Origin of the sequence: Flavobacterium sp. RNTU_13, from assembly GCF_046614455.1 — a bacterium.
GTDB lineage: Bacteria > Bacteroidota > Bacteroidia > Flavobacteriales > Flavobacteriaceae > Flavobacterium.
The window spans coordinates 453,297-475,238 of record NZ_JBKJHB010000003.1 but is presented as its reverse complement, the minus strand read 5'-3'; the positions used below and the strand labels follow the sequence as shown (position 1 = coordinate 475,238).

Sequence of the window (21,942 nt, the reverse complement as noted above, 5' to 3'; positions counted from 1 at the left end):
TCGTTTTGTATATAGTTAAAGCCAACTGAAATGATGGTAACTCTGTCTTGGAAAATCACAATAAAGAGGTAATCGGAACGGCTCTTCTTTTTGAGCTTTTTAAAGCTGCATACGTCTGAAACGGTACAAAAACCATTTGCAATTTTGGCTTTTGACCCAAATGCACTAGGGCCTGTTGAAGGGTATACGGTTTTAGCGTTTATGATATTCGAAGACCTCTTTCAATTTAATTCTACAGATTTTCCATAAGATCGCCAAGTGACTATAGTTCCCTTTACTAAAGGAACAAATTAAATATCACGTTAACTTTAAATGGATTTTTAATAGCGATATTCCAGGGTTTGCCATTTGATTGCTTCCTTCAAGTATTCATATCTCTGGGTCTATTTATCATTGTGGCTTGTATTGGTTTTTAATCATCAATGTTTTACAACGATCATCCCATAACTTTATCCAAGTGTACCGAAGCCAATTTTCATTCCTGTTAGCTTTAAAAATATAGTATTGTTTATACTGTGTAAATTCTATGTTTTTATAGCTAACTTTTTCGACGCCATTAATATGGCGCTTCGTTTTCTCAATACCCAGGAATATGAAACTAGACTTAACGATATTGTTAACGGTAAAAATATTTTGTTTATAAATAACTAGTAACAGTCTGCTATTAGTTGTCCTCTATTTTTGAATTCGGTCAGGGATTCAAAATTATTATTTTTCAAGATACTTTCTAATTCGCGTTCTACGTCTAATTGCATTGCAACGGAACCGCATAACATTATAATTCCTCCGTTTACAAGGTGATTTATAAAATAATCCGCGTCTCTCCGTATCAGATCCATTACATACATCTTATTTATTTGCCTTGAAAATGCAAAATGAAATCCTTTCAGGTGATGTTTTTGCATTTCAGCCACGGCTATATTTTTATAATACGCAGTTAAATTTGTTTCTCTCCTGAAACCGTTATATAGCTGATAGTTATATTTTTTATTTCCTTGGGTGAACATCCCTAAAAATGGTGCTATCCCTGTTCCGTTAGAAATCATTATTACCGACTTGTTTTCAGGTAAGTGAAAGCTGGTATTCCTTACAACACTTGCTTTAAAATTGTCTCCAATATTTAAGTTGTTCAAAAAATTAGAGCCAATACCATATTCATGTAACTTAATGACCAACTGTATATTATTATTAACTCGGCCAATAGAGTACAGTCGTTCAGTACTGTCATCTAACGGATATATAGCGAGCAAATCACCCGATGTAAAACGTAAAAAGTTTGACCCTTTAAGCGTTAGTATAAAAGTACTTTCGTTATCTGATTTCTTATCTATAACCGTAAAGTTTTTAAGTGTAGTCGGTTTTTTATCGTAAATAGCAGGGGTAGGAGCTAAGGGAATGTTATTTTCCTCAGACCATTTCTTTACCCAATTAGTAAATTCAATCAGCGATTTATTGTTTACTGTGTGTAGTGGCGACTGCTTAGCCCATTTTTTATTTTTTAGCTTATCGTGTACTTTTTTCGCATAACCACAATAATCAGGGTAGTTAGTGGAGCCAAATCCGACAACCGATGCTTTAATTATGTTTGGCTGTTCAATATTGTTTAGTAGCTGTAGTAGTCTGTTTGCATTGGCAGGAGCATCGCCGAGCCCGTGTGTTGCAGTAAAAATTACAATGTGAGTTGCATTGTCGTATTTTTGGTAATTATTGGCGTATGAAAGATGCGATTTATCACCGGCAGAAAGTAATTGTTTATGTATAGCATCGGCAAATCGCAGGGTACCGCCGTTTTCAGATCCTACAAGTAATATAATAGAACTATCCTGGACAGTATATTTATTTTTTATTTTTACAGCTCGACGCTTTAGCGTAATTGCAAATCCGGAGTATATAAAAAACAGGATGCTGAAGCACGAGCATAATAGGATTACTGCCCAAATTATGCCACTACGTCCGGTATGCAACTCTAAGCTCAAATCTGCAAAGACTGTAGTGGCTCTATAGGGGAAATTACTTAAAACAGTACCATTAAATTGGTTTACAACCAGTTCACGGTCTTTTAGCTTAATTGTGTAATACTCATCAGGGTCGTCTGTAAACGGAAATTCTATTTTTGTAACATCAGCAAGCAATATGTTTTGAAAAGCCGGCATTTTTGCCAAATCAAGCCTTTTGTTTTCTATATGCTGTACTGGTATTTTATGTTGTATTTTTTCTTCGCCGAAAAAATGAAACCTATCCAAAGAAAGGTAAGTGCCTGTAAATGATAATATAAATATAGGTAAGAGTGCAAGCCTGCCGCCAGATACATGGTAGCGCGACAAAAAACTTTCATCACTTATTTTAGCGAAAAACCGTTTAAAACTTTTTTGTCTTTTTAATACTAATGCAGCTCCCGAAATAGTAATTAGCAACAGTAAAAACGCATTAATGCCTACAAATATGCGCCCTGTTTCGTGTAAAAATAATGATCGATGAAATGACGTAACCCATTTAATGACAGCACTCTCTTTATGTGGTGTTCCCAATATTTTTCCTGTAAGCGGATCTACATAGGCATTAACATCATTATCATTGGCGTCCATACCCTGTAATGTAACAAAGCCATTATGGTCTACGCTTATTTCGCTGATTTCAGAATATTTTTGTCGCAAAACGGGAAGGCTTTGCGACAAGGTAATTTCATTGAATTGCGCTACGCGATACGGTTCGGTCTTATGAGCTATGGTATCAGCCGCTAAAATAATACCTGTAACTGATGCCAATATAAGAAACAGGCTAGAGCATAAAGCGAGCAAAAGATGGGCGTAGCGCCATACAGATAAGGTCATTAACCGGGCGTTTTTGCTATTATTCTACTTTACTGAGTTTTACAAACTTTATGTAACCTTTCCCTTCGGTTTTTTGAGAAAGTCCATCTGTAGTTAGAGGAATTTCAGCGTCTGTAGTATAATATTTCTGGTCTTCTACAGCACTCTCAAAACGTATTTTGTATCCTTTATTTACTTTGCTTTCGTCCAGCTCCAGCGTAGTAACACTACGATCGCCACCGTTAGCTGATGCTCCTGTAACAGCACTGATGTTTTCAGGCATTTTAATCTGCGATTTGTGCCATTCTTTTAGGCTTTTGTACCACTTCCTGTCGTCGCCCATTACGTAAAGGGTTTTTTCATATTGACCTTTTGGGTTAATTAATGATACTACTATATAAGCACCTTCGCCGCTATAGCTGTTCATTTGGAGCATGCATTTGTATTTTGCCGACTGTGCCGATGCAGTCATAGAGGCTAGCCCGATTGCCAGTACTGCTATTATGTTTTTAAAAAGTGATTTCATTATTTTAAAAATTCTATTGATATGTTATTCTTTTTTAAATACTCGTTTTCGTTGGCCAAATCATATGCTGTTTCGTCTAAGTCTGTTTTTACGGCTTTATTAGCTCCCGCTTCTAATAAATACTTTAACACAGTATCGTTTTTAGCTGTTAGCGCGGCCCTGTGTAGCGCTGTAAGCCCAGCAGCATTTTTTGCATTGATGTCAATTTTTATGCCATCAAGTTTTTTAAACAGTGCTAACTCATTTTTCGCTGCTGCAAGATGTAATAATGTGCTACCGTCTTTTTGTGGGATACTAACATTAAAACCTTTAGCCTTTAGAAGGTTGAGCTTGCTGTCAAAATCATCCTGCTCGTTGCTTTTGCCTTTCGGAGCTCTTTCGGGCCTGTACGATTCTATCAAATAATAGGCAAGGTTGTTACCGCTTTTATCGGTGATATTTATATTCGCGCCACTGTCTATTAACAACGCCGCAATTTCTGTACTGCCGAATGCTATGGCATTTGTCAACGCCGACTGCCCTTTGCTGTTTACAGCATTTATATCTTTAACTTTAGGCAAAAGCAATTTCAATGTTTGCAAATCTTTAGCACCCGCTGCAATAATAAATGGAGTATTGCCGTCTAGGTTTGGCTGATTTACTTCTGCACCTTTTTCCAGGAAATACGTAATTATTTCAGATTGGTTTGGCTTCCTAACCAGGTAATGTAATACATTGTACCCCTCTTTAGAAGTAAATGCTGGCTTAAGTTTTTGCTCTTCAACCAAAAATCGGTACACCTCTATAGTATTGCTGCTGCGGCGTGCCCCTTGTGCGGCAATGATAAGTGCGTTTCCGGTAGCGTTAGAACCTTTTGCTAAAAAAGATTTTAAGTTATACATGTTTCCTGTGCGGGCGGCGTAATCAAATACCGTGGCTCCGTTGTTATCGGTGTCTTTTACACTTAAGCCTTTGCTCACAAGATAGTTTGTAACTTTAAGTTCCTTATCGTTTGGTGCGCAAAGCATTAGCAGCGTAGCGCCGTTAGCATATTTTTTCTTTGGTGCAATACCTGCTTTAAAAAAGCTTTCAAAGACCTGGATATTTGCGAGCCCATTTGATGCTGCAAAAGCCAAGGGGCTGTTACCGTGGCTATCTTCAAGGTTAATGTCATATCCTTTATGTATTAGAAAGTCAACAAGTTCACTATTTCCTTTATAGGCTGCCCAGTGCAGGTACGTACGCCCGTCATGGGTGATTTTATTAACACCATTACCTTGCTGTTCCAGTAAAAATTTTATTGTGGAAAGCGGTGCATCGTTATTAATTGCAAGCACGGTAGGGTCAAAGGCATTCGGATTTAATTCTGAAGGGTTAGCACCCTTAGCTATCTCAGACTGTACAGCAGTAATATCCGGTGACTTTTTCCAAAAGTCGGCGTTTAAAAGTGTGTTGTTTTGTTGTGCGTTAGCAAAGAATGCCGCTAACAGCAGAGCCGTAAAAAATGTTTTTTTCATGGTAAAGTATTTGGGTCCGGGTTGACGTAAACCATGCTGTAAAAATACGTACACAATAGCAAACACGCTGCAAAGTGTAGGTAATACAGGAATTTATTGCGGTAAACGCAGACAGCGCAAATATACAACCAAATAATTTATTTAGAATTATTATAAATAATATTTTTTCAATTTATTTTATGAAGCATATAGTAAACTGCGTGCGGTTTTCAGTGCCATTGTAGCTAAGATAACCGCCGTGGCCTTCTATAATATTTTTAGAAAGTGTAAGCCCAATGCCGCTGCCTTGTTTCCTTGTAGTAAAGAACGGTAAGAAAATCTTGTCTTCAATTTCTTTATCTATACCGTGGCCTGAATCAGATATGGTAATAAACAGCCGGTCGTTTTTTTCTGCTGAGCTTATTATTATCTCTTTTTCAATAGTTTGTTCAGTGGCATAAAGGCTATTGGTAAGCAGGTTTATAAATAGTTGTTCTATTTGCAGCTCATCGGCCATTACGGTCATATCACCCTTTACGTTATTAATTATTGTAATATCTTTTTCTTTGAAAACAGGCTGCATCAGCTTCAGTGCCTGCGCAATCAGCAGTGTAAGGTTTACAGGCTTCTTTTCAGGAGAGGGTAGCATAGCCAGCTTGCGGTAGCTGTCTATAAAATTCTGCAGGTGGTTACTGCGCTGAATCATAGTGCCTACACTTTGCCTTATGTCTGCAATATCTTCTGTGGAGAGTTGCGGCTGCTGTACCAGTTCATCAAGGTTTTGCGAAAGCGAACGTATAGGCGTAACCGAATTCATAAGTTCATGCGAAATTACTTTCATAAGGTTTATCCATGCATCTTTTTCGCGTTTTGCCACCACATTTTGTATGGAATCAAGCAATATGGTATAGTACACTTTTCCAAAGGTTACAGACCTTGCACTTTGGAACATAAAGGCCTGGCTTTCGCCATCGGGTGTTTTTATTTGTACCGAAGTACGTATGTCCTGAAAACCACGGTTTTCTACCAGGTTAAATAATGCCGGCAGGTGTTTTTCCATGTATTTCCACCGTGTAACCGATGGTACTTCAAAATAGCGCTTAAAGTAATCATTTATAAAAAACACTTCCCATTCGTTGTTATTTTGGTACAATATAATAGCAGCTGATTCCATACTGTTTAGTATGGACCGGTAAATGATATCCTGCGTTTCTTTTTCATGACGCCTATCTTTAAGAACATCGTAAAGTTTTACCAGGTTCGCGTAACCCGAATGTTTTTCAGAAGCGCCAAAGTTGGATGAAAAGTCGTTGTTTAAAATCGCGGTTATGGTTTTGTCGTAAAACGAAAAATAGGATTTAATGTGGCTAAAAAGTTCTAGTAAAAGCACCAAAACTAATAATCCGCAAAAAAAAGCAGTGTAATATAATGCCTTACTAAGACAAAATACACCGGCTGTAGCTACGCCTAGTGTAGCCAAAAGCCGAAACAATAAGTAGGTGTAAAAGGAAGGTGACTTCATGCCGTTTATTCTTTACCAATTTCGTATTTATCCATGCGACGGTACAGTGCCGCACGCGACAGCCCCAATTCATCTGCAGCGCGGCTCACATTATAGTGATGTTTTTGCAGCGCACGCACAATAGTGTTTTTCTCAATATCACTTAGGGGCGCATCGCTGGTAGTGGCGGTTTCAGTTATGGTTTCTAAATCAAGATCGGCCAGCGTTATGGTGTTTCCTTCGCATAATATTACAGCACGTTCAATACGATTTTCCATTTCTCGGATGTTACCGCTCCAGCTGTGCCTTTGCAGCATGGGTTTTACATCATCGGCAAACTGTAATGGTGGGTAACCGTATTTGTCGCCCATTTTTTCCAGTAAAAACTCTGCCAGCGGAATAAGGTCTTCCTTGCGCTCACGCAGTGGCGGAAGCGTTATAGACATGGTGTTAATACGGTAGTAAAGGTCTTCCCTAAAATTTTTAGCGTTAACTTCCTGTTTTAAGTCCAGGTTGGTAGCCGTAATAATCCGCGCGTTTACAGGGCGTGGTTTCCCTTCTCCCAGCCGTGTAACCTGTCGGTTTTGTATTACCTGTAGCAGCTTAGATTGCAGGTGTAGCGGCACATTTCCAATTTCGTCTAAAAAAAGGGTGCCACCTTCGGCAAGCTCAAAGCGGCCCGGGGTATCGGTTTTGGCATCGGTAAAGGCGCCTTTTGCGTACCCAAATAGTTCGCTTTCAAAAATATTTTCGTTTAAAGCGCCCAGGTCTACGTGTACAAACGGTTTTGCCGCGCGGTTACTGTGCGTGTGTATATAGTGCGCCAGTACATACTTACCTGTACCATTTTCGCCCAGTATCAGTACGTTAGCGTCGGTATTAGCTACTTTACCGGCCAGGTTATACGCCTTTGTTATTGCCGCTGATTCTCCGGTAAAAAAGCGTTCGGTGTTATTATCTCTCTCTGATTTTTTCCGTGTTTTCCTGCTTTCGGCTACAGCCGATTTTACTACCTCAAGTAGTTTATCATTATCCCAGGGTTTCAGGAGGTAGTCATAAGCTCCCAGCTTAAGCCCTTCTACGGCAGTTTCTACCTTACCAAACGCTGTCATAAGTATAACAAGTGTGTTAGGAGACAGCGTTTTAATTTCCCTTAGCATATAAATGCCTTCGCGTCCGTCTTCAAAACCTATGCGGTAGTTCATGTCCAGCAAAACCACGTCAATTTCGTTTTCGGCTAATAAAGTAATGGCTTTTTTAGGTTCTGCAAGGGTATAAATATGCTCAAAATGTTTTTTAAGCGCCATTTTAGAAGCAAAAAGTATGTCTTCCTGATCGTCTATTATTAATATGGAAGCCTGTGTCTTTTTCATGAACTGTTCGGTATCGGACAAAAGTGTCCGATATCGGACACTTACGGAAAATTGGTAATTATTTATAGTTGTGAAAAACAGTGTTTTATAAATTTTAAATGCATGGCACAATATTGTTATTATGTATGCCAAACAAAACGATAATGGACACTGTTGTTACCCGTAAAAGTAAAAAAAATAAATACCTGCTGATAGCTGTACCTGCTTTTTTAGCATTGGGCTTTGCAGGATATACTGTAGCTACAAAAGAACGAAGCCTGAATGTAAAGGCATCTGAAATTAGTATAAAAACGGTAGAGACGGCCTACTTTGAAGATTTTATTGTATTTCAGGCTACCGTAGAGCCTATGCGCTCTACATTATTAAACGTTGTTGAAGGAGGTTCTATACAAGAGATATTTGCGTCAAACGGAGATATGGTTACAAAAGGCCAACCTCTCGCAAGGCTGTACAACCCCAATAGCGAACTTAATTACATGACACAGGAAACTTCTATTATAGAACAGATAAACAACCTGAATAAGGCTAGGCTGGACCTAAGCAACCAGGAACTTAGCATGTCTAAAGACCTGATAGCCATAGAGCACGATTATCAGGATGCTAAAAATCTGTACGATCTGAATGAAAAATTGTACAAGCAGGAAATACTGAGCAAAAACGAGTGGGAAAAAACCCAGGAAAATTTCAGGTTTCAAAAAGAGCGCAAAAAAATAATACAGCAAACCATGCAGCGCGAAAAGGCTGCTAACCGCCAGCAGTCGGCCCAAATGGCGCAGTCACTCGCTGTTATGCAAAAGAGCCTTGATATACTTAGGAATAACAAGAAAAACTTTTTGGTTACCGCACCACTTACCGGAAGGTTAACCTCTTTTGAGCCTGTACTGGGTAAAAATTATACCACGGGCGAAAGCATTGGTAAAATAGATGTTATGCAGGGGTACAAACTTGTAGCCGAAATAGATGAGTTTTACCTGCCACGCGTAGCTGCGAACCAAAAGGGTAAAATAGATTATAAAGGCGAGGAGCTAAATGTGGTGGTAACAAAGGTAATCCCTGAGGTTAAAAAAGGGCGCTTTATTGCAGAGCTGAATTTTGTGACAGATAAACCCATTAACATAGAGCAGGGACTGAGTTTTGGCGTAAGGCTTATGCTTAGCGAAAAAGCTAAAACTACGGTAATTCCGCGCGGCAGTTTTGATGATGTTACCGGAGGTAAATGGATTTTTGTAGTAAACGGAAATAAAGCAGTTAGGAAAGAAATTACGCTGGGCCGCGAAAATCCGGTATACAATGAAGTGCTTTCCGGACTTAAGGCGGGCGAGAAGGTAATTACCAGTAATTATAATGATTACAAAGAGGTTAAAGTTTTGAACATTGAATAATAACTAAATACATACAATTATGATACGAACAGTTTTAGCCGGCATATTATTGGTTTTCGGATGCCTTACTTTACAGGCGCAGCAATCATTAGTGTTAAACGTTAAAGGTACTTTTTTTGAGGATTCGGTTTCAGGTTATGAGGGTTGGAGCAACAGTAATGGAGACAATTTTACCAAAGCCAATTACAGGTATTACAACGGAGTTACCTACATTCTAATGAAACCAGAGCAGGACATGAGCGTAACATTTACTTGTGAGGCAGCGGTGAAAAAGGGTACACTGGATGTAATTTTTTTAGCAGGCGAAACACCGGCTGAAGAACTTAGCTTTGATGCCAATGCTACCAAAACAGCAGTAATCACGCTAAAAAAAGGCGAAACCTACAAAGTAATGTTTAAAGGTAACGAAACAAAAGGATCTTATAAATGCAGTTGGGTTACTACTCCAATTTAAAAAAGGAGCTCAATCATCATCAAATCAAATCACAAAACAAAACACAATCAAAACCAATTTATGAAAAAGTTAATCATATTTTTTTGTATCGCTTTAACATTTTCGCTACAGGCGCAAGAATGTAATTGTACCGAAAATTTTAAATGGGTAAAAAAGACATTTGAAGAAAATGATGCCGGTTTTTCTCTTGTAATAAGCAAGAAAGGGAATTCTGAATATGAACGCCTGAATAAAGAAACATTAGCACAAATAGCCGATATTACTGATAAGGACAAATGTGCTGAATCAATAGTTAGCTGGTTAAAGTTTTTTAGAAAAGCACATTTTTCGTTTAATGTTAACGAAAATGAAACTACAGCAAGTCAAGGTGAAGCTCCAAAATTAGCTGTGCGAAATGACTGGGAAAAATTTGCCATAACAGATAAGCAGTTAGAAAAGTATATGGCAAAGATTGATGGTACTACGCCTGAAGGTATCTGGACTATGGCGCCATATACCGTCGCTATAGTTAAGAAAGAAACCGGTTACGTAGGATTTATTGTTGATGGTGGTGGTACACCATGGCAAAAAAAACAAATAAAGTTAAGATTTTCTATTAATGAAAAGACTAACGTTTATAAAGGGGTAATTTATTTGCGAAATTATTTTGATTATAAATTTGATAAGGCAGAATTAATAGGATATAACCACTTGCTACTGGATAAAGGATTTTTATTAACTCGGAAAGATATTAAGAAACAGGATTCAGAGGTGCTAAATAAATATCTGAACCTAATTAGTACTAATGGTGCTGCTTTAAAAAAATATTCGGAAACAACAATGTATATGCGTATACCATCTTTTGAAAGCAACCAAAAAGAAATAATAGACAGTATAATTGATGCTAATAAAGGAGCCCTAACCGCTACTAAAAACCTAATCATTGATTTAAGAGGTAACGGCGGCGGAAGCGATTCCAGCTACAACAATATTATACCCTTACTATATACCAATCCCATACGTATTATTCCTACGGAGTTTTTGTCTACACCCTTAAATAATAGAAGATATGAAGAGTGGCTTAAAGAGGAAGGACTTTTAGAACAGGACAAGAAAGTAATAACAGAGCGGCTTAAAAAACTGAATGATAACCTGGGAAAATTTGTAGGAATGTATGATGATAAGGTTTTTGTGCAACGGGAAGACACCATATACCGCTATCCGGAAAATGTGGCAATTCTTATAAACGGTAGTAACGGAAGTACTGCAGAGCAGTTTTTACTGGCGGCAAAGCAAAGCCGCAAGGTTAAGCTTTATGGTACTACTACTATGGGGGTGCTGGATATATCTAATATGTATTTTGTAAACTCGCCAGACGGTAACTTTGAATTGGGCTACTGCCTTAGTAAAAGCAGGCGCATCCCCGATATGGCCATAGATGATAAAGGCATACAGCCAGACTTTTATATGGACGCTGATATTCCACAATATGATTGGATAGATTTTGCAGAAAAAATAATGAATAATCAATAACTAAAAAATACCATGATTCAGATAAACAACCTTTCAAAAGTATTCCGTACAGAAGATGTAGAAACTAAAGCCTTAAACGATGTGTCAATACACGTACAACAAGGCGAGTTTGTAACCATAATGGGCGCTTCGGGTTGCGGAAAAAGTACGCTCTTAAACATAGTGGGGCTTTTAGACCCGGCAAGTGGCGGCAGTTATAAATTGCTGGGTACCGAAATTAACGGGCTTAATGAGGCGGCCTGCTCCAAAATAAGGAAGGAAAACATAGGGTTTGTTTTTCAAAACTTTAACCTGATTGACGAGCTTTCTGTTTATGATAATATAGAACTCCCTCTGATTTATAATAAAGTACCTGCGGGCGAACGCAAAAAAAAGGTAGAGGCCATAGCTGAAAGGCTTGCCATATCGCACAGGCTTAAGCATTATCCGCAGCAGCTTTCGGGTGGGCAGCAGCAAAGGGTGGCGGTAGCCCGGGCGCTGGTAAACGATCCTAAAATTATACTTGCCGATGAGCCTACCGGTAATCTGGACAGCCGTAACGGTAATGAGGTTATGGAACTGCTTACAGACCTGCATGCAAACGGCGCTACAATACTTATGGTAACCCACTCTGAGCACGATGCGTCGTTTTCGCAGCGCACCATAATTATGAAAGACGGTATGGTACTGAGCGAAAGGCAAAATACACGTAAGGTAGATATACTTGTAAACAGTTAGGCAGTTTCTACTGTATTTATCATCAATCAAATATAAAATCAACAGATAGATTTCATCATGCTAAAGAACTGGATAAAAATATTTACCTACCAGGTACGCCATAATTTGTTTTTTACGGTGCTTAATACCCTGGGTTTAAGCTTGGGCATATCAGGGCTGATTTTTGCCATGCTGTACTGGAACGACGAGCAGTCGTACAACCGCTGGAACCCGGAAAAAGACAAAGTGTACCAGGTGCTAAACGACATGGGGCCAGATATGATTTGGTCTACTAACGTATATCCGCTGGCACGTTTTCTGGACAAAATGCCTGAGATAGACGAGTACGTTTACCTAAACACATGGTACTATGATGAAATAGTATCTTACGGCGTAAAGAAGGAGAAAATTAAGATACTGGACAGCCAGAAGAATTTCTTCTCTTTTTTTCCTTTCGAATTTGTTTCAGGGAATATAGCAAATGCCTTACCCGACAGTGGTAGTATAGCCATAAGTGAGGACGTAGCCCAGCGCCTTTTCGGTACTGTAGATGCTGTAGGTAAAGAGGTACGCTACAGCGGCAGGAAACTGGTGGTGCGTGGTGTATACAAAATACCGGGTAACTCGTCGTTTAAACCGCAGGCGGTTACAAACCTCATCTATGAAACCCGTCTTAAAGAAAATCAGGATTCGTGGGGCAACTTTAATTTCGGTTTATTACTGAAACTAAAGAATCCGGATGATGCAGAGAACGTAAAAAAGAAAATAGAGCAGGTTTTTTTAGACAACCGTACCAAAAAATACGCCAAAGACGAGGGCTTGTCGCTGGAAGATTATATTAAAAAGAATGGTACACAAAAGGTTATTTTAGAGTCTTTAGCCACTACACGTTTACATTCTATAACTGCAGACAGCTATCCTGAAGGGCGTGGCAACTACCGTTTCCTGCTTATAATGATGGGATTATCTGTACTTATACTGGTGCTTTCTATTGTTAACTATGTTAACCTTGCCACGGCCAACGCCATTAAGCGTGCTAAGGAAGTGGGCGTACGTAAAGTACTGGGTGCCGCTAAGGGTAATATTGTGGCGCAATTTATATTTGAAACAGCCGTAATTACATTTAGCGCGTTGCTGCTTTCGCTTGTTATTGTAGAACTGGCATTACCGTACTATAACTCGTTCCTTAATAAAAATCTTAGCATGGCAAACATGGCTTTTTACTGGCAGTTACTACTAATATTTTTAATTGTAATTGCAGTAGCAGGCGTATTCCCGGCGGTATATCTGTCTAATTTTGAAACCCTAAAAGTGCTTAGGGGGAACTTTAGCCGCAGCAAAAGTGGTGTTTGGGTAAGAAATGCCATGCTTGTATTACAATTTGCCATTGCAGCATTTTTTGTAATAGGTTCTTATATAATTTACCAGCAGGTGTACTACATGACTACCAAAGACCTTGGCCTAAATGGCGACCAGGTTATAGCTATTAACTACCGTAAAGCAGATAGCCCGGACGCCAAGGTAATATTTAGCCGATACGAGGCGGTAAAACAACAACTTCAGAAAATAAAAGGTGTAGAAGCGGTATCGGGTGCCGCATTTAAGTTAGGCGACGGTGCTTCGAGCAGCTCCAGTTTTAACTATAACAATAAAAACGTACAGGGGCAGAATATGGCAGTGGATTTTGAATTCCTGGACATGATGGGCATAAAGCTTGCCCGGGGCAGGAAACTCAGCGAAAAATCGGCTATAGATACGGTTGAAACCATGATGGTTAACCAAACGGCCGCCCGGATGATGGGTGAAAAAAATCCGGTAGGTAAGGTTGTAAACTGGAATGATAAAAAACTGAGGATTGTAGGGGTAACATCTGATTTTCATATGTATGGGCCTCAGGCACAGATTCCGCCCATGTCGTTCTTTCATTTTAAAACAGTCGACTGGATGTCTTATAATATGAATACGGTGTATGTAAAAGTTTCATCTGAAAATATGGAGCAAACCATTGCCGATATAGAAAAGTTCTGGAATACGAAGGTAGATACCGAATACCCGTTTGAGTATGATTTTGTAAATAAAGTCTTTGCCCGCACCTATCAGGATATTGTAAGCCAACGTAACCTTTTTGCGCTTCTTAACCTTGTGGTAATTTCAATAGCTATATTCGGACTGTTTGCCCTGGCATCGTTTAGCATACAAAGGCGTATGAAAGAAATCGCCATACGCAAAACCCTGGGTGCCGATACCTCATCGTTACTATCTGCTCTTTCGCGCCAGTATGTGGTGTTTTGTACTATAGGCTTTATAATCGCCGTATTCCCCGCATGGTACCTGCTGGACAAATGGCTGCAGGACTTTGCCTTCCGTATAGATATTTCGGTGTGGCCTTTTATAGTAGGTTTTGTATTGCTTATGTTGCTTACGCTGTGTGTGGTACTGCTTCGCGCTTACGCTGCAACCCGTGTACACATTGTAAAATATCTTAAGTACGAATAAAAAAACACACCATCATGATAAAAAACTGGATAAAAATATACCTGCAGCAGGTTCGGCAAAATGTGTTTTACAGCGTGCTGAATGTCCTTGGGCTGGCTATAGGTGTGGCGGGGCTTATATTCGCCATACTATATTGGAACGATGAACACGCTTACGATGCATGGAATCCTCATAAAGACAACACGTTGTTTGTTGTAACAGACCTTGGCGAGGGCAGGGTATGGGGGTCTACTGCATCGCCGGTAGGTAAAGCCATTGAAACAGAGATTCCCGAAATTACGTCGTACTGCTATGTAAATACGTGGTATAATGACGATATACTTGAGGCCGATGGTACTAAAGTACATTGTACCAAAATAGCCGATGCACAGCCTAATTTTTTCAGCTTTTTTCCGCATCCGTTCGTTAAAGGCAATCCCGCTACAGCGCTTAGGCCAAATACCATAACACTTAGCGAAGCTACAGCAGTAAAGCTTTTTGGCAGTACAGATAGTGCTATGGGCAAGTCGCTTAAATATGGAGGTAACAATTTTACTGTAACAGGGGTATACCACATACAGGGCAAGTCTGCCTTTATGCCCGATGCAGTAACAAGCATTATAGAAGCAAAACTTAAAGAAACCGAGCACCAGTGGGGGTATTTTACCTTCGGGATGTACGTACGTGTTAAGAACCCTGACGATGCTGCTTTAGTGGCTAAGAAAATAGAGAATTTATATTATAAGAATACCACGTTGCTGTTTGCCAAAAATGCAGGTATAACCCCTGAGGATTACGTTAAACGTTTTGGCACAGCAAAGATTTCAGTAGTATCGGTAGCAGATTTAAGGCTAAACACCATTACACAGGATGTGCCGGAGCAGAGTGGCAATTATAAGTTCTTGATTATAATGGTGGGTTTATCTGTGCTTATAATGGTTATGTCAGTGGCTAACTATATTAACCTCGCTACCGCTAATGCCATTAAGCGTGCCAAAGAAGTGGGCGTGCGTAAAGTACTGGGTGCCTCTACCCAAAATATTATTGCGCAGTTTATAGCCGAAACGGTTTTTACACTGTTTATAAGCGTGTTATTAGCACTGGTTATAGTAGAATTGTCTTTGCCGTATTACAATGCTTTTTTAAACAAATCATTAGAGTTAAACAGTGCAGTATTTTATGTGCAGTTGATTATAATATTTGTTATAGTAGTAATTACCGCGGGTATTTTCCCTGCGCTTTATGTATCTAAATTTAATACTATTTCGGTACTGAAAGGTAATTTTATAAGGGGTAAAAAAGGAACCTGGCTGCGTAATGCCATGCTCGTAGGGCAATTTGCCATAGCGTCGTTTTTTACCATAGGTGCTTACGTAGTGTATAGCCAGGTAAATTATATGCTTAGCAAGGATACAGGCTTTAAAGCCGACCAGATTGTGCAGATTTACTACCGTAACCCATACGATTTTAAACAAGAAGGATTCCGTGAAAAGCTGGAGCAAAAGTACAGCCACGTAAAAGAGCAGTTGTTACAAATTAAAGGTGTGCAAACCGTGGGCGTAAGTACTATGAGTATAGGGGGTGGCAACAGTTTTGAAACGGCCTACAACTACAACCAGATAATGATGCCTTTACAAAATATGGCGGTAGACTACGGCGTGCTAAATATGCTGAACGTAAAGATGAAAACAGGCCGCCTTTTCTCTGAAAAACTGGCATCTGACTCAGTAAACACGGTTATCTTAAATGAAACTGCTGCCGCCATGATGAAAGAGAAAAATCCGCTGGGCAAATCCATACGCTGGGATCAGGGGAAGTATCTTAAAGTGATAGGCGTGGTAAAGGATTTTCATGTAGACGGTCCGCAGCGCAAAATAGCACCTATGGCGTTTACCTATTACAAAACGCTCCCGGGAATGTTGCAAAACGCGCACTCAATTTATATAAAAGTTGCTCCGGAAGATATGCAGGAAGCCTTGGCGTCTATAGAAGCCCTTTGGAAAGAAGACGTAGACCCTGATTTTGACTTAAGCTACGATTTTGTAGACAAAAACTACGCGCGTACTTTTAAACAATATGTATTGCAGCGTAATTTATTTACTCTGTTAAATGCGGTGGTAATGATAATTGCATTATTTGGTTTATTTGCACTCGCATCATTTAGCATACAGCGCCGCATGAAGGAAATAGCCATAAGGAAGACGCTGGGTGCCAGTACCGGTAAACTGTTACGCGAAATTTCCTGGCACTATGTACTGTATTGCACCATAGGTTTTGTGCTGTCGGTATTTCCGGCATGGCTACTGCTACAGCAATGGCTGCAGGACTTTGCCTACCGTATCAGCGTCAGCTTTATTCCGTTTATTACAGGGTTTGTAGCTTTGTTAATCCTAACGCTGTTTGTAGTGCTGGGCAGGGCGTATAATGCCACCCGTGTACCTGTTGTAAAGTATCTTAAATACGAATAATTGGCGTTTTTTATTTTTTTATAAGTATCCGCCTGCCGTTTTACATAGTTTAGGCAGGCGGTTCTCTATCAACTTTATTTTTACATGTCATGAAAATTATAAAAGCGTTGCTGGTGCTATTGTTGTTGTTGAGCCTTAAGGTAGTGCACGGACAAAAGGTGCTTACCCTTAAAGAATGCGTGGCTACCGGCCTTAAGAGTTCGGCTAATTACCAGCTAAAGCAACTTGAAGTGTTAAGTGCCGAAGTAGTACACCGCAGCCCGGCTTTAGAGTACCTGCCCACTGTAAATTTTACAGGTAACCACACCTACAATATAGGCTCTGTTATAGACCCTTCTACAAACAACCGTGTTTCCAGTAAAATACTAAGCGACAACTTTAGCATAAATGCCGGCATAACCTTACTCGACCTGAATACGTTTACCACGGCAAGACGAAATAAAATAGCGGTGCTTAAAGCTACTGCAGATAAAGATGCTATTGCTGCGGAGTATACACAGTCTGTAATAGACCAGTATATAACGGCATTGTATAGCCAGGAGTTGCTAAAAATTCAGGTAAACCAGTTTAATAATGCCACTTTTAACCTGGATTGGGTTACTAAGGAAGTAACTACAGGTAAGCGCCCTAAAAGCGATTTGTACGATATGCAAACAAGCTACAGCCAGGAAGAAAATACAATGCTGCAAACCCGCCAGCAGTTGTATAACCAAAAGCTTACGTTGCTACATCTTATGAACCAAAGCGATATGAACCCAGATGATTTTGTACTGGCTGCCGAGGTATATACGGCTCCGGCAGAACCTTTAACAGTAGACCAAATTTATGCCAAAGCACTTACAAATGCTCCTGCTTTAAAGGCAGCCGGGTACTCTGAGAGCGTAGCTAAAAAAGAAATCAGTATGCAGCGTAACCTGGCCCTGCCCACGCTTTCTGCATATTATAGCTATTCATCATTTTACTACCAGCCATTAAACCAGCCGGGTAATCCATCGGTAAACCCGTTTTGGAAACAGCTAAATGATAATAAAAACCACTATGTGGGGCTACAACTTGCTGTGCCGTTGTTTAACGGATTAAAAACGTCTAACAAAGTACAGCAGGCTAAAGTTAACCTTGAAAAGAGCAGAGTAGCTTACGAACAGGAAAAACTAAAACTAAAGCAGGCCATAGAGCAGGAAGATGCACGTCGCTTACAGGGGGTGGAACTTGCCGACAAAATGGAGGTAACACGGGGTTTTGCCGAAAAGTCGTTTACCACAACGCAGTCTAAATTCAGCAGTGGTATTGTAGATGCAATAACCTTTACAGCTTCTAAAAACCAGCTGCTTATGGCAGAGTACAACTTGCTAAAAGCACGTATAACGGCCGCCCATGCCAATATAAAACTCCAGTATTTGCAGCTGTACCAACTATAGATTATTTCACACTTTATTTCTGATACTAATGCGAAAGGCACGCCGTTTTTCGGCGTGCCTTTTATTTTGCCCCTTATGAGCGTGCGCCTGGAAGAATGGCATTAATCTAACCCGCAATTTTTTTCTGCTACGGCTGCCCAAATTATAATAACTTTGCTAAATCTTATACCATAATATACTTTCCTTGCAACATATACTTATAATAGACGACGAAGAAAAACTGCGCACACTTACGGCACGCATTATTCGCCTGGAGGGCTTTGAGGTTACCGAGGCAGGCGATTGCCGTACCGGGATTAAAAAACTGGAACAACAGGAATTTAGTGTGGTGCTGTGTGACGTAAAACTACCGGATGGTAACGGCGTGGATCTTACTAAAATCATTAAGGAAAAAGCTCCCTATGCTGAGGTAATTCTTTTAACGGCTTATGGTAACATACCCGATGGTGTACAGGCAATAAAAAATGGTGCTTTTGATTACATAGTTAAAGGCGACGATAATAATAAAATTATTCCGCTTATACACAGAGCTATAGAAAAGGCTACACTTAGTAAGCAAGTGGCGCACTTAGAGTCGCGCCTGGAAAAAAAGTATTCGTTTGATGGTATTATAGGAAACTCTAAAGCTATAAAGGAAGCCATATTGCTGGCAGAGCGCGTAGCAGCTACCGATGCTACCGTATTGCTTACCGGCGAAACCGGTACGGGCAAGGAGGTGTTTGCAAACGCCATTCACCAAAATAGCACCCGTAAGAGCAAAGGCTTTGTAGCCATTAACTGCGCTGCTTTTAGCCATGATTTGCTGGAGAGTGAAATGTTCGGGCACGTGGCAGGGGCATTTACCGGAGCTATGAAAGATAAAAAAGGCTTGTTTGAGGAGGCTAATGGCGGTACCATTTTTTTAGATGAGTTGGGAGAAATGGCGCTCGACCTTCAGGCCAAGCTACTACGTGTTCTCGAATCAGGTGAATTTATAAAAGTAGGCGAAAGTAAGGTTACTAAGGTAGATGTAAGGATAGTGGCCGCTACAAACCGGGATTTACTCAGCGAAATTGAGGCTGGAAAATTCAGGCAGGATTTATATTACAGGCTTTCTATTTTCCAAATAAAATTACCATCACTGCGTGAGCGTGTAGCCGACATTGATTTGCTTGCCAATTTTTTTATAAAATCGTTTAATGCTAAAACAGGCAGGCAGTTAAAAGGCATGCAGCCTGATTATTTACAGGCGCTAAAACTTCATACGTGGCCGGGTAACATACGCGAGCTTAAAAATGTTATAGAGCGTAGTGTAATACTTGAAACGTCTGATATGCTGACTGTAAACACGCTGCCCTTTGATATAGTAAACGAAGCCACAGCCGCTACAGGTAATAACCAAGACAAAACCTTGTCAGCATTTTCATTAGCCGCTTCAGAAAAAGTGCAGATACAAAAAGTGCTTAATTATACTAATGGTAATAAGGCTGAAGCAGCTCGCTTACTGGGTATTGGCATAGCCACTTTATACCGAAAGATAGAAGAATACAAAATAGCATAATCTAAACATACAGGCGTTTTATTAAAAACCCTATCATTTTGATAAGGATATCCCTTTCAAAATGATAGGGTTTTTGTTTTGGCATAGCTCATAGTTTTAGATTATGTAGCTGTTTTTCAATTAGTTGTTTTTAGTTTTTAAAAACAGGCATTCATTTTGGCATTAAGGTATTCGAAAACAAATACTTTCAAAATGAAAAATCATGTAAAAACAGTCACCACAAAGGCTGTACAATTTGCAGAACTTACCAAGAGCTTTATACGAAGCGGTCAGGTAAGCCGGGCTAAAAAATGCCTGGACATGGCCGAATTGCTGTTTAAAAACGGCAACGCCGAAACCCGAAATGCCATAGGCGGCATTTACGTGTACTCGGTATCTACCTTTATGGAAATAAGAAACTGTACTGTATCTAAGCTTTTTCCTCCTTCGCTTAAAAGAGAATATGTAGCGCAGATAAACGCCTCGGGTGTTTAATGCAAATAATTTTCCAACCCTTTAATCTTTAACTTTTTTAATAAAGAATCATGACTGCACTTTTTATAATAGCCCTTTTGGTATTTGCCTATATGTGCTATGTACTTGTAAAACCAGAAAAATTTTAATCCATGAACAGCGAAATTATAGGAATTGTTGTAATGTACGCGCTGGTCTTGTTACTGGCACTACCGCTGGGCAGGTACATTGGAAAAATATTTAATTATGAACCTACCTGGGCCGATAAAATTTTTAACCCCATAGATAGGTTGTTCTTTAAACTTGGAGGTATAAACGATAAGGTAGAAATGACATGGAAACAGCACCTTAGCGCTATGCTAGTCATTAACCTTGTGTGGTTTATCCTTTCTATGTTTGTGTTGCTAAATATGGATTGGCTGCCGCTAAATCCTGACGGGAACCCGGCAATGAGTATGGACCTGGCGTTTAATACCACCGTAAGCTTTATTACTAACACAAACCTGCAACATTATAGCGGTGAAAGCGGACTAAGTTACTTAGGCCAACTTACCCTTATGCTGTGGCAGTTTATTAGTGCTGCGTGCGGTATGGCGGTTTGTGCCGTGGTGTTTATGGCCATGAAAGAGAAAACATCTGCCACACTGGGTAACTTTTACAGCTTTTTTGTACGGTCGGCTACAAGGGTGTTGTTACCTATATGTGTTGTTATAGCTACCATATTAGTATTTAACGGTACCCCGATGACTTTTGAAGGGAAAGACCACATTACTACAGTAGAGGGCAAAACACAAGATGTAAGCCGTGGCCCGGTAGCAGCCTTTGTAGCTATAAAACAACTGGGTACAAATGGTGGCGGTTTCTACGGCCCTAACAGTGCCAACCCTATGGAAAACCCTAACTATATTACTAACCTTGTAGAAAACCTTAGTATTGTGCTTATTCCTGTTGCGCTAATCTTTGCGCTGGGGCACGTACTTAAACGCAGGAAACTCGCCTGGACCATTTACGGAGTTATGACCATTGGTTTCCTGCTGCTGCTTATACCTACCATAATGGGCGAAACAGGTGGTAACCCAGCCATTGGCAAAATGGGTATTGCGCAGCACACAGGCAGTATGGAAGGTAAAGAAGTACGTTTTGGCGCGGTAGCTTCGGCTAACTGGGCTACATATACCACCTGTTCCAGTAACGGGTCTGTTAATGCCATGCACGACAGCTTTACGCCGCTTGGTGGTGCTACCACATTACTGGGTATGATGGTAAACTGCTTTTACGGTGGTATAGGAGTAGGTTTCCTTAACTTTTACATCTTTATTATACTGGCAGTGTTTATAAGTGGCCTTATGGTGGGGCGTACCCCGGAATTTTTGGGCAAAAAAATTGAGGCTAAGGAAATGAAAATAGCCATGATGGTTGCGTTGCTGCATCCGCTGCTTATACTGGCAGGTACCGCTATGGCAAGTTACCTGTACTCAGGCAATCCTGAGGCGTATGCCGGCTGGCTGGCTAACCCGGGTTACCACGGCTTTAGCGAAATGTTGTATGAGTTTACCTCATCATCGGCTAACAACGGTAGTGGTTTTGAAGGCCTGGGCGATAATACCCCGTTCTGGAACATAGCTACCGGTATTGTTATGCTGCTGGCACGTTACCTGCCCATTATAGGGCCTGTAGCCATAGCCGGTATACTGGCAGCTAAAAAGTATGTGCCGGAAAGTGCCGGTACACTTAAAACAGACACCTCAACTTTTGGATTTATGGTATTTGCCGTGATTTTTATTGTGGCAGCGCTGTCTTTCTTCCCTACGCTAACGCTGGGGCCTATAGCTGAGTATTTTTCATTATACCACTAATTT

The 21,942-nt window shown here is 40.1% G+C and carries 16 protein-coding genes; 11 read left to right on the top strand and 5 right to left on the bottom strand.

The features are described from left to right. Window positions 1-647: 647 nt before the first annotated feature. The 5 genes from ACLI08_RS10295 to ACLI08_RS10275 all read right to left on the bottom strand — a co-directional run bounded on the left by ACLI08_RS10295 (window position 648) and on the right by ACLI08_RS10275 (window position 7,685). The gene (locus ACLI08_RS10295; protein ID WP_411428401.1) at window positions 648-2,831 is read right to left on the bottom strand and encodes a PepSY domain-containing protein; all 2,184 of its coding nucleotides are present in this window, start codon (window positions 2,829-2,831) and stop codon (window positions 648-650) included. Between the two features lie 19 nt (window positions 2,832-2,850). Further along, window positions 2,851-3,336, bottom strand: coding sequence for a DUF2271 domain-containing protein (locus ACLI08_RS10290; protein ID WP_411428400.1), 486 nt, complete (start codon window positions 3,334-3,336; stop codon window positions 2,851-2,853). Continuing rightward, window positions 3,336-4,832 (bottom strand): ankyrin repeat domain-containing protein, encoded by a 1,497-nt coding sequence (locus tag ACLI08_RS10285; RefSeq protein WP_411428399.1) that lies wholly within the window; start codon window positions 4,830-4,832, stop codon window positions 3,336-3,338. The genes ACLI08_RS10290 and ACLI08_RS10285 overlap by 1 nt, the downstream gene beginning before the upstream one ends. Window positions 4,833-5,004: 172 nt before the next feature. Next, entirely contained in the window at window positions 5,005-6,333 is a 1,329-nt protein-coding gene (locus tag ACLI08_RS10280; protein ID WP_411428398.1) for a sensor histidine kinase, read from the bottom strand. Between the two features lie 5 nt (window positions 6,334-6,338). Next, window positions 6,339-7,685, bottom strand: coding sequence for a sigma-54-dependent transcriptional regulator (locus tag ACLI08_RS10275; RefSeq protein ID WP_411428397.1), 1,347 nt, complete (start codon window positions 7,683-7,685; stop codon window positions 6,339-6,341). Between the two features lie 143 nt (window positions 7,686-7,828). Here ACLI08_RS10275 and ACLI08_RS10270 point away from each other — a divergent pair, with 143 nt between their 5' ends. The 11 genes from ACLI08_RS10270 to kdpA all read left to right on the top strand — a co-directional run bounded on the left by ACLI08_RS10270 (window position 7,829) and on the right by kdpA (window position 21,939). Beyond that, window positions 7,829-9,067 carry an efflux RND transporter periplasmic adaptor subunit gene (locus ACLI08_RS10270; RefSeq protein WP_411428396.1) on the top strand — a complete coding sequence of 413 codons (1,239 nt, stop codon included), beginning with the start codon at window positions 7,829-7,831 and terminating at the stop codon, window positions 9,065-9,067. A gap of 19 nt (window positions 9,068-9,086) precedes the next feature. After that, window positions 9,087-9,521 (top strand): hypothetical protein, encoded by a 435-nt coding sequence (locus ACLI08_RS10265; RefSeq protein WP_411428395.1) that lies wholly within the window; start codon window positions 9,087-9,089, stop codon window positions 9,519-9,521. Between the two features lie 60 nt (window positions 9,522-9,581). Continuing rightward, window positions 9,582-11,033: a S41 family peptidase gene (locus tag ACLI08_RS10260; RefSeq protein ID WP_411428394.1), complete on the top strand. Its 1,452-nt coding sequence runs from the start codon at window positions 9,582-9,584 to the stop codon at window positions 11,031-11,033. A 12-nt stretch (window positions 11,034-11,045) separates the two neighbouring features. Continuing rightward, window positions 11,046-11,750, top strand: a complete 705-nt coding sequence (locus ACLI08_RS10255) for an ABC transporter ATP-binding protein (protein ID WP_411428393.1) — start codon at window positions 11,046-11,048, stop codon at window positions 11,748-11,750. Between the two features lie 57 nt (window positions 11,751-11,807). After that, the gene (locus tag ACLI08_RS10250; RefSeq protein ID WP_411428392.1) at window positions 11,808-14,225 is read left to right on the top strand and encodes an ABC transporter permease; all 2,418 of its coding nucleotides are present in this window, start codon (window positions 11,808-11,810) and stop codon (window positions 14,223-14,225) included. Window positions 14,226-14,239: 14 nt separating this feature from the next. After that, window positions 14,240-16,672: an ABC transporter permease gene (locus ACLI08_RS10245; protein WP_411428391.1), complete on the top strand. Its 2,433-nt coding sequence runs from the start codon at window positions 14,240-14,242 to the stop codon at window positions 16,670-16,672. An 89-nt stretch (window positions 16,673-16,761) separates the two neighbouring features. Further along, entirely contained in the window at window positions 16,762-18,090 is a 1,329-nt protein-coding gene (locus tag ACLI08_RS10240; RefSeq protein ID WP_411428390.1) for a TolC family protein, read from the top strand. Window positions 18,091-18,274: 184 nt separating this feature from the next. Further along, entirely contained in the window at window positions 18,275-19,630 is a 1,356-nt protein-coding gene (locus ACLI08_RS10235) for a sigma-54-dependent transcriptional regulator (RefSeq protein ID WP_411428389.1), read from the top strand. Between the two features lie 192 nt (window positions 19,631-19,822). Further along, window positions 19,823-20,104, top strand: coding sequence for a hypothetical protein (locus ACLI08_RS10230; protein ID WP_411428388.1), 282 nt, complete (start codon window positions 19,823-19,825; stop codon window positions 20,102-20,104). A 50-nt stretch (window positions 20,105-20,154) separates the two neighbouring features. Then, window positions 20,155-20,232 (top strand): potassium-transporting ATPase subunit F, encoded by a 78-nt coding sequence (locus ACLI08_RS10225; RefSeq protein WP_411428405.1) that lies wholly within the window; start codon window positions 20,155-20,157, stop codon window positions 20,230-20,232. 3 nt (window positions 20,233-20,235) lie between these two features. Continuing rightward, window positions 20,236-21,939, top strand: coding sequence for a potassium-transporting ATPase subunit KdpA (gene kdpA, locus ACLI08_RS10220; protein ID WP_411428387.1), 1,704 nt, complete (start codon window positions 20,236-20,238; stop codon window positions 21,937-21,939). Window positions 21,940-21,942 lie beyond the last annotated feature (3 nt).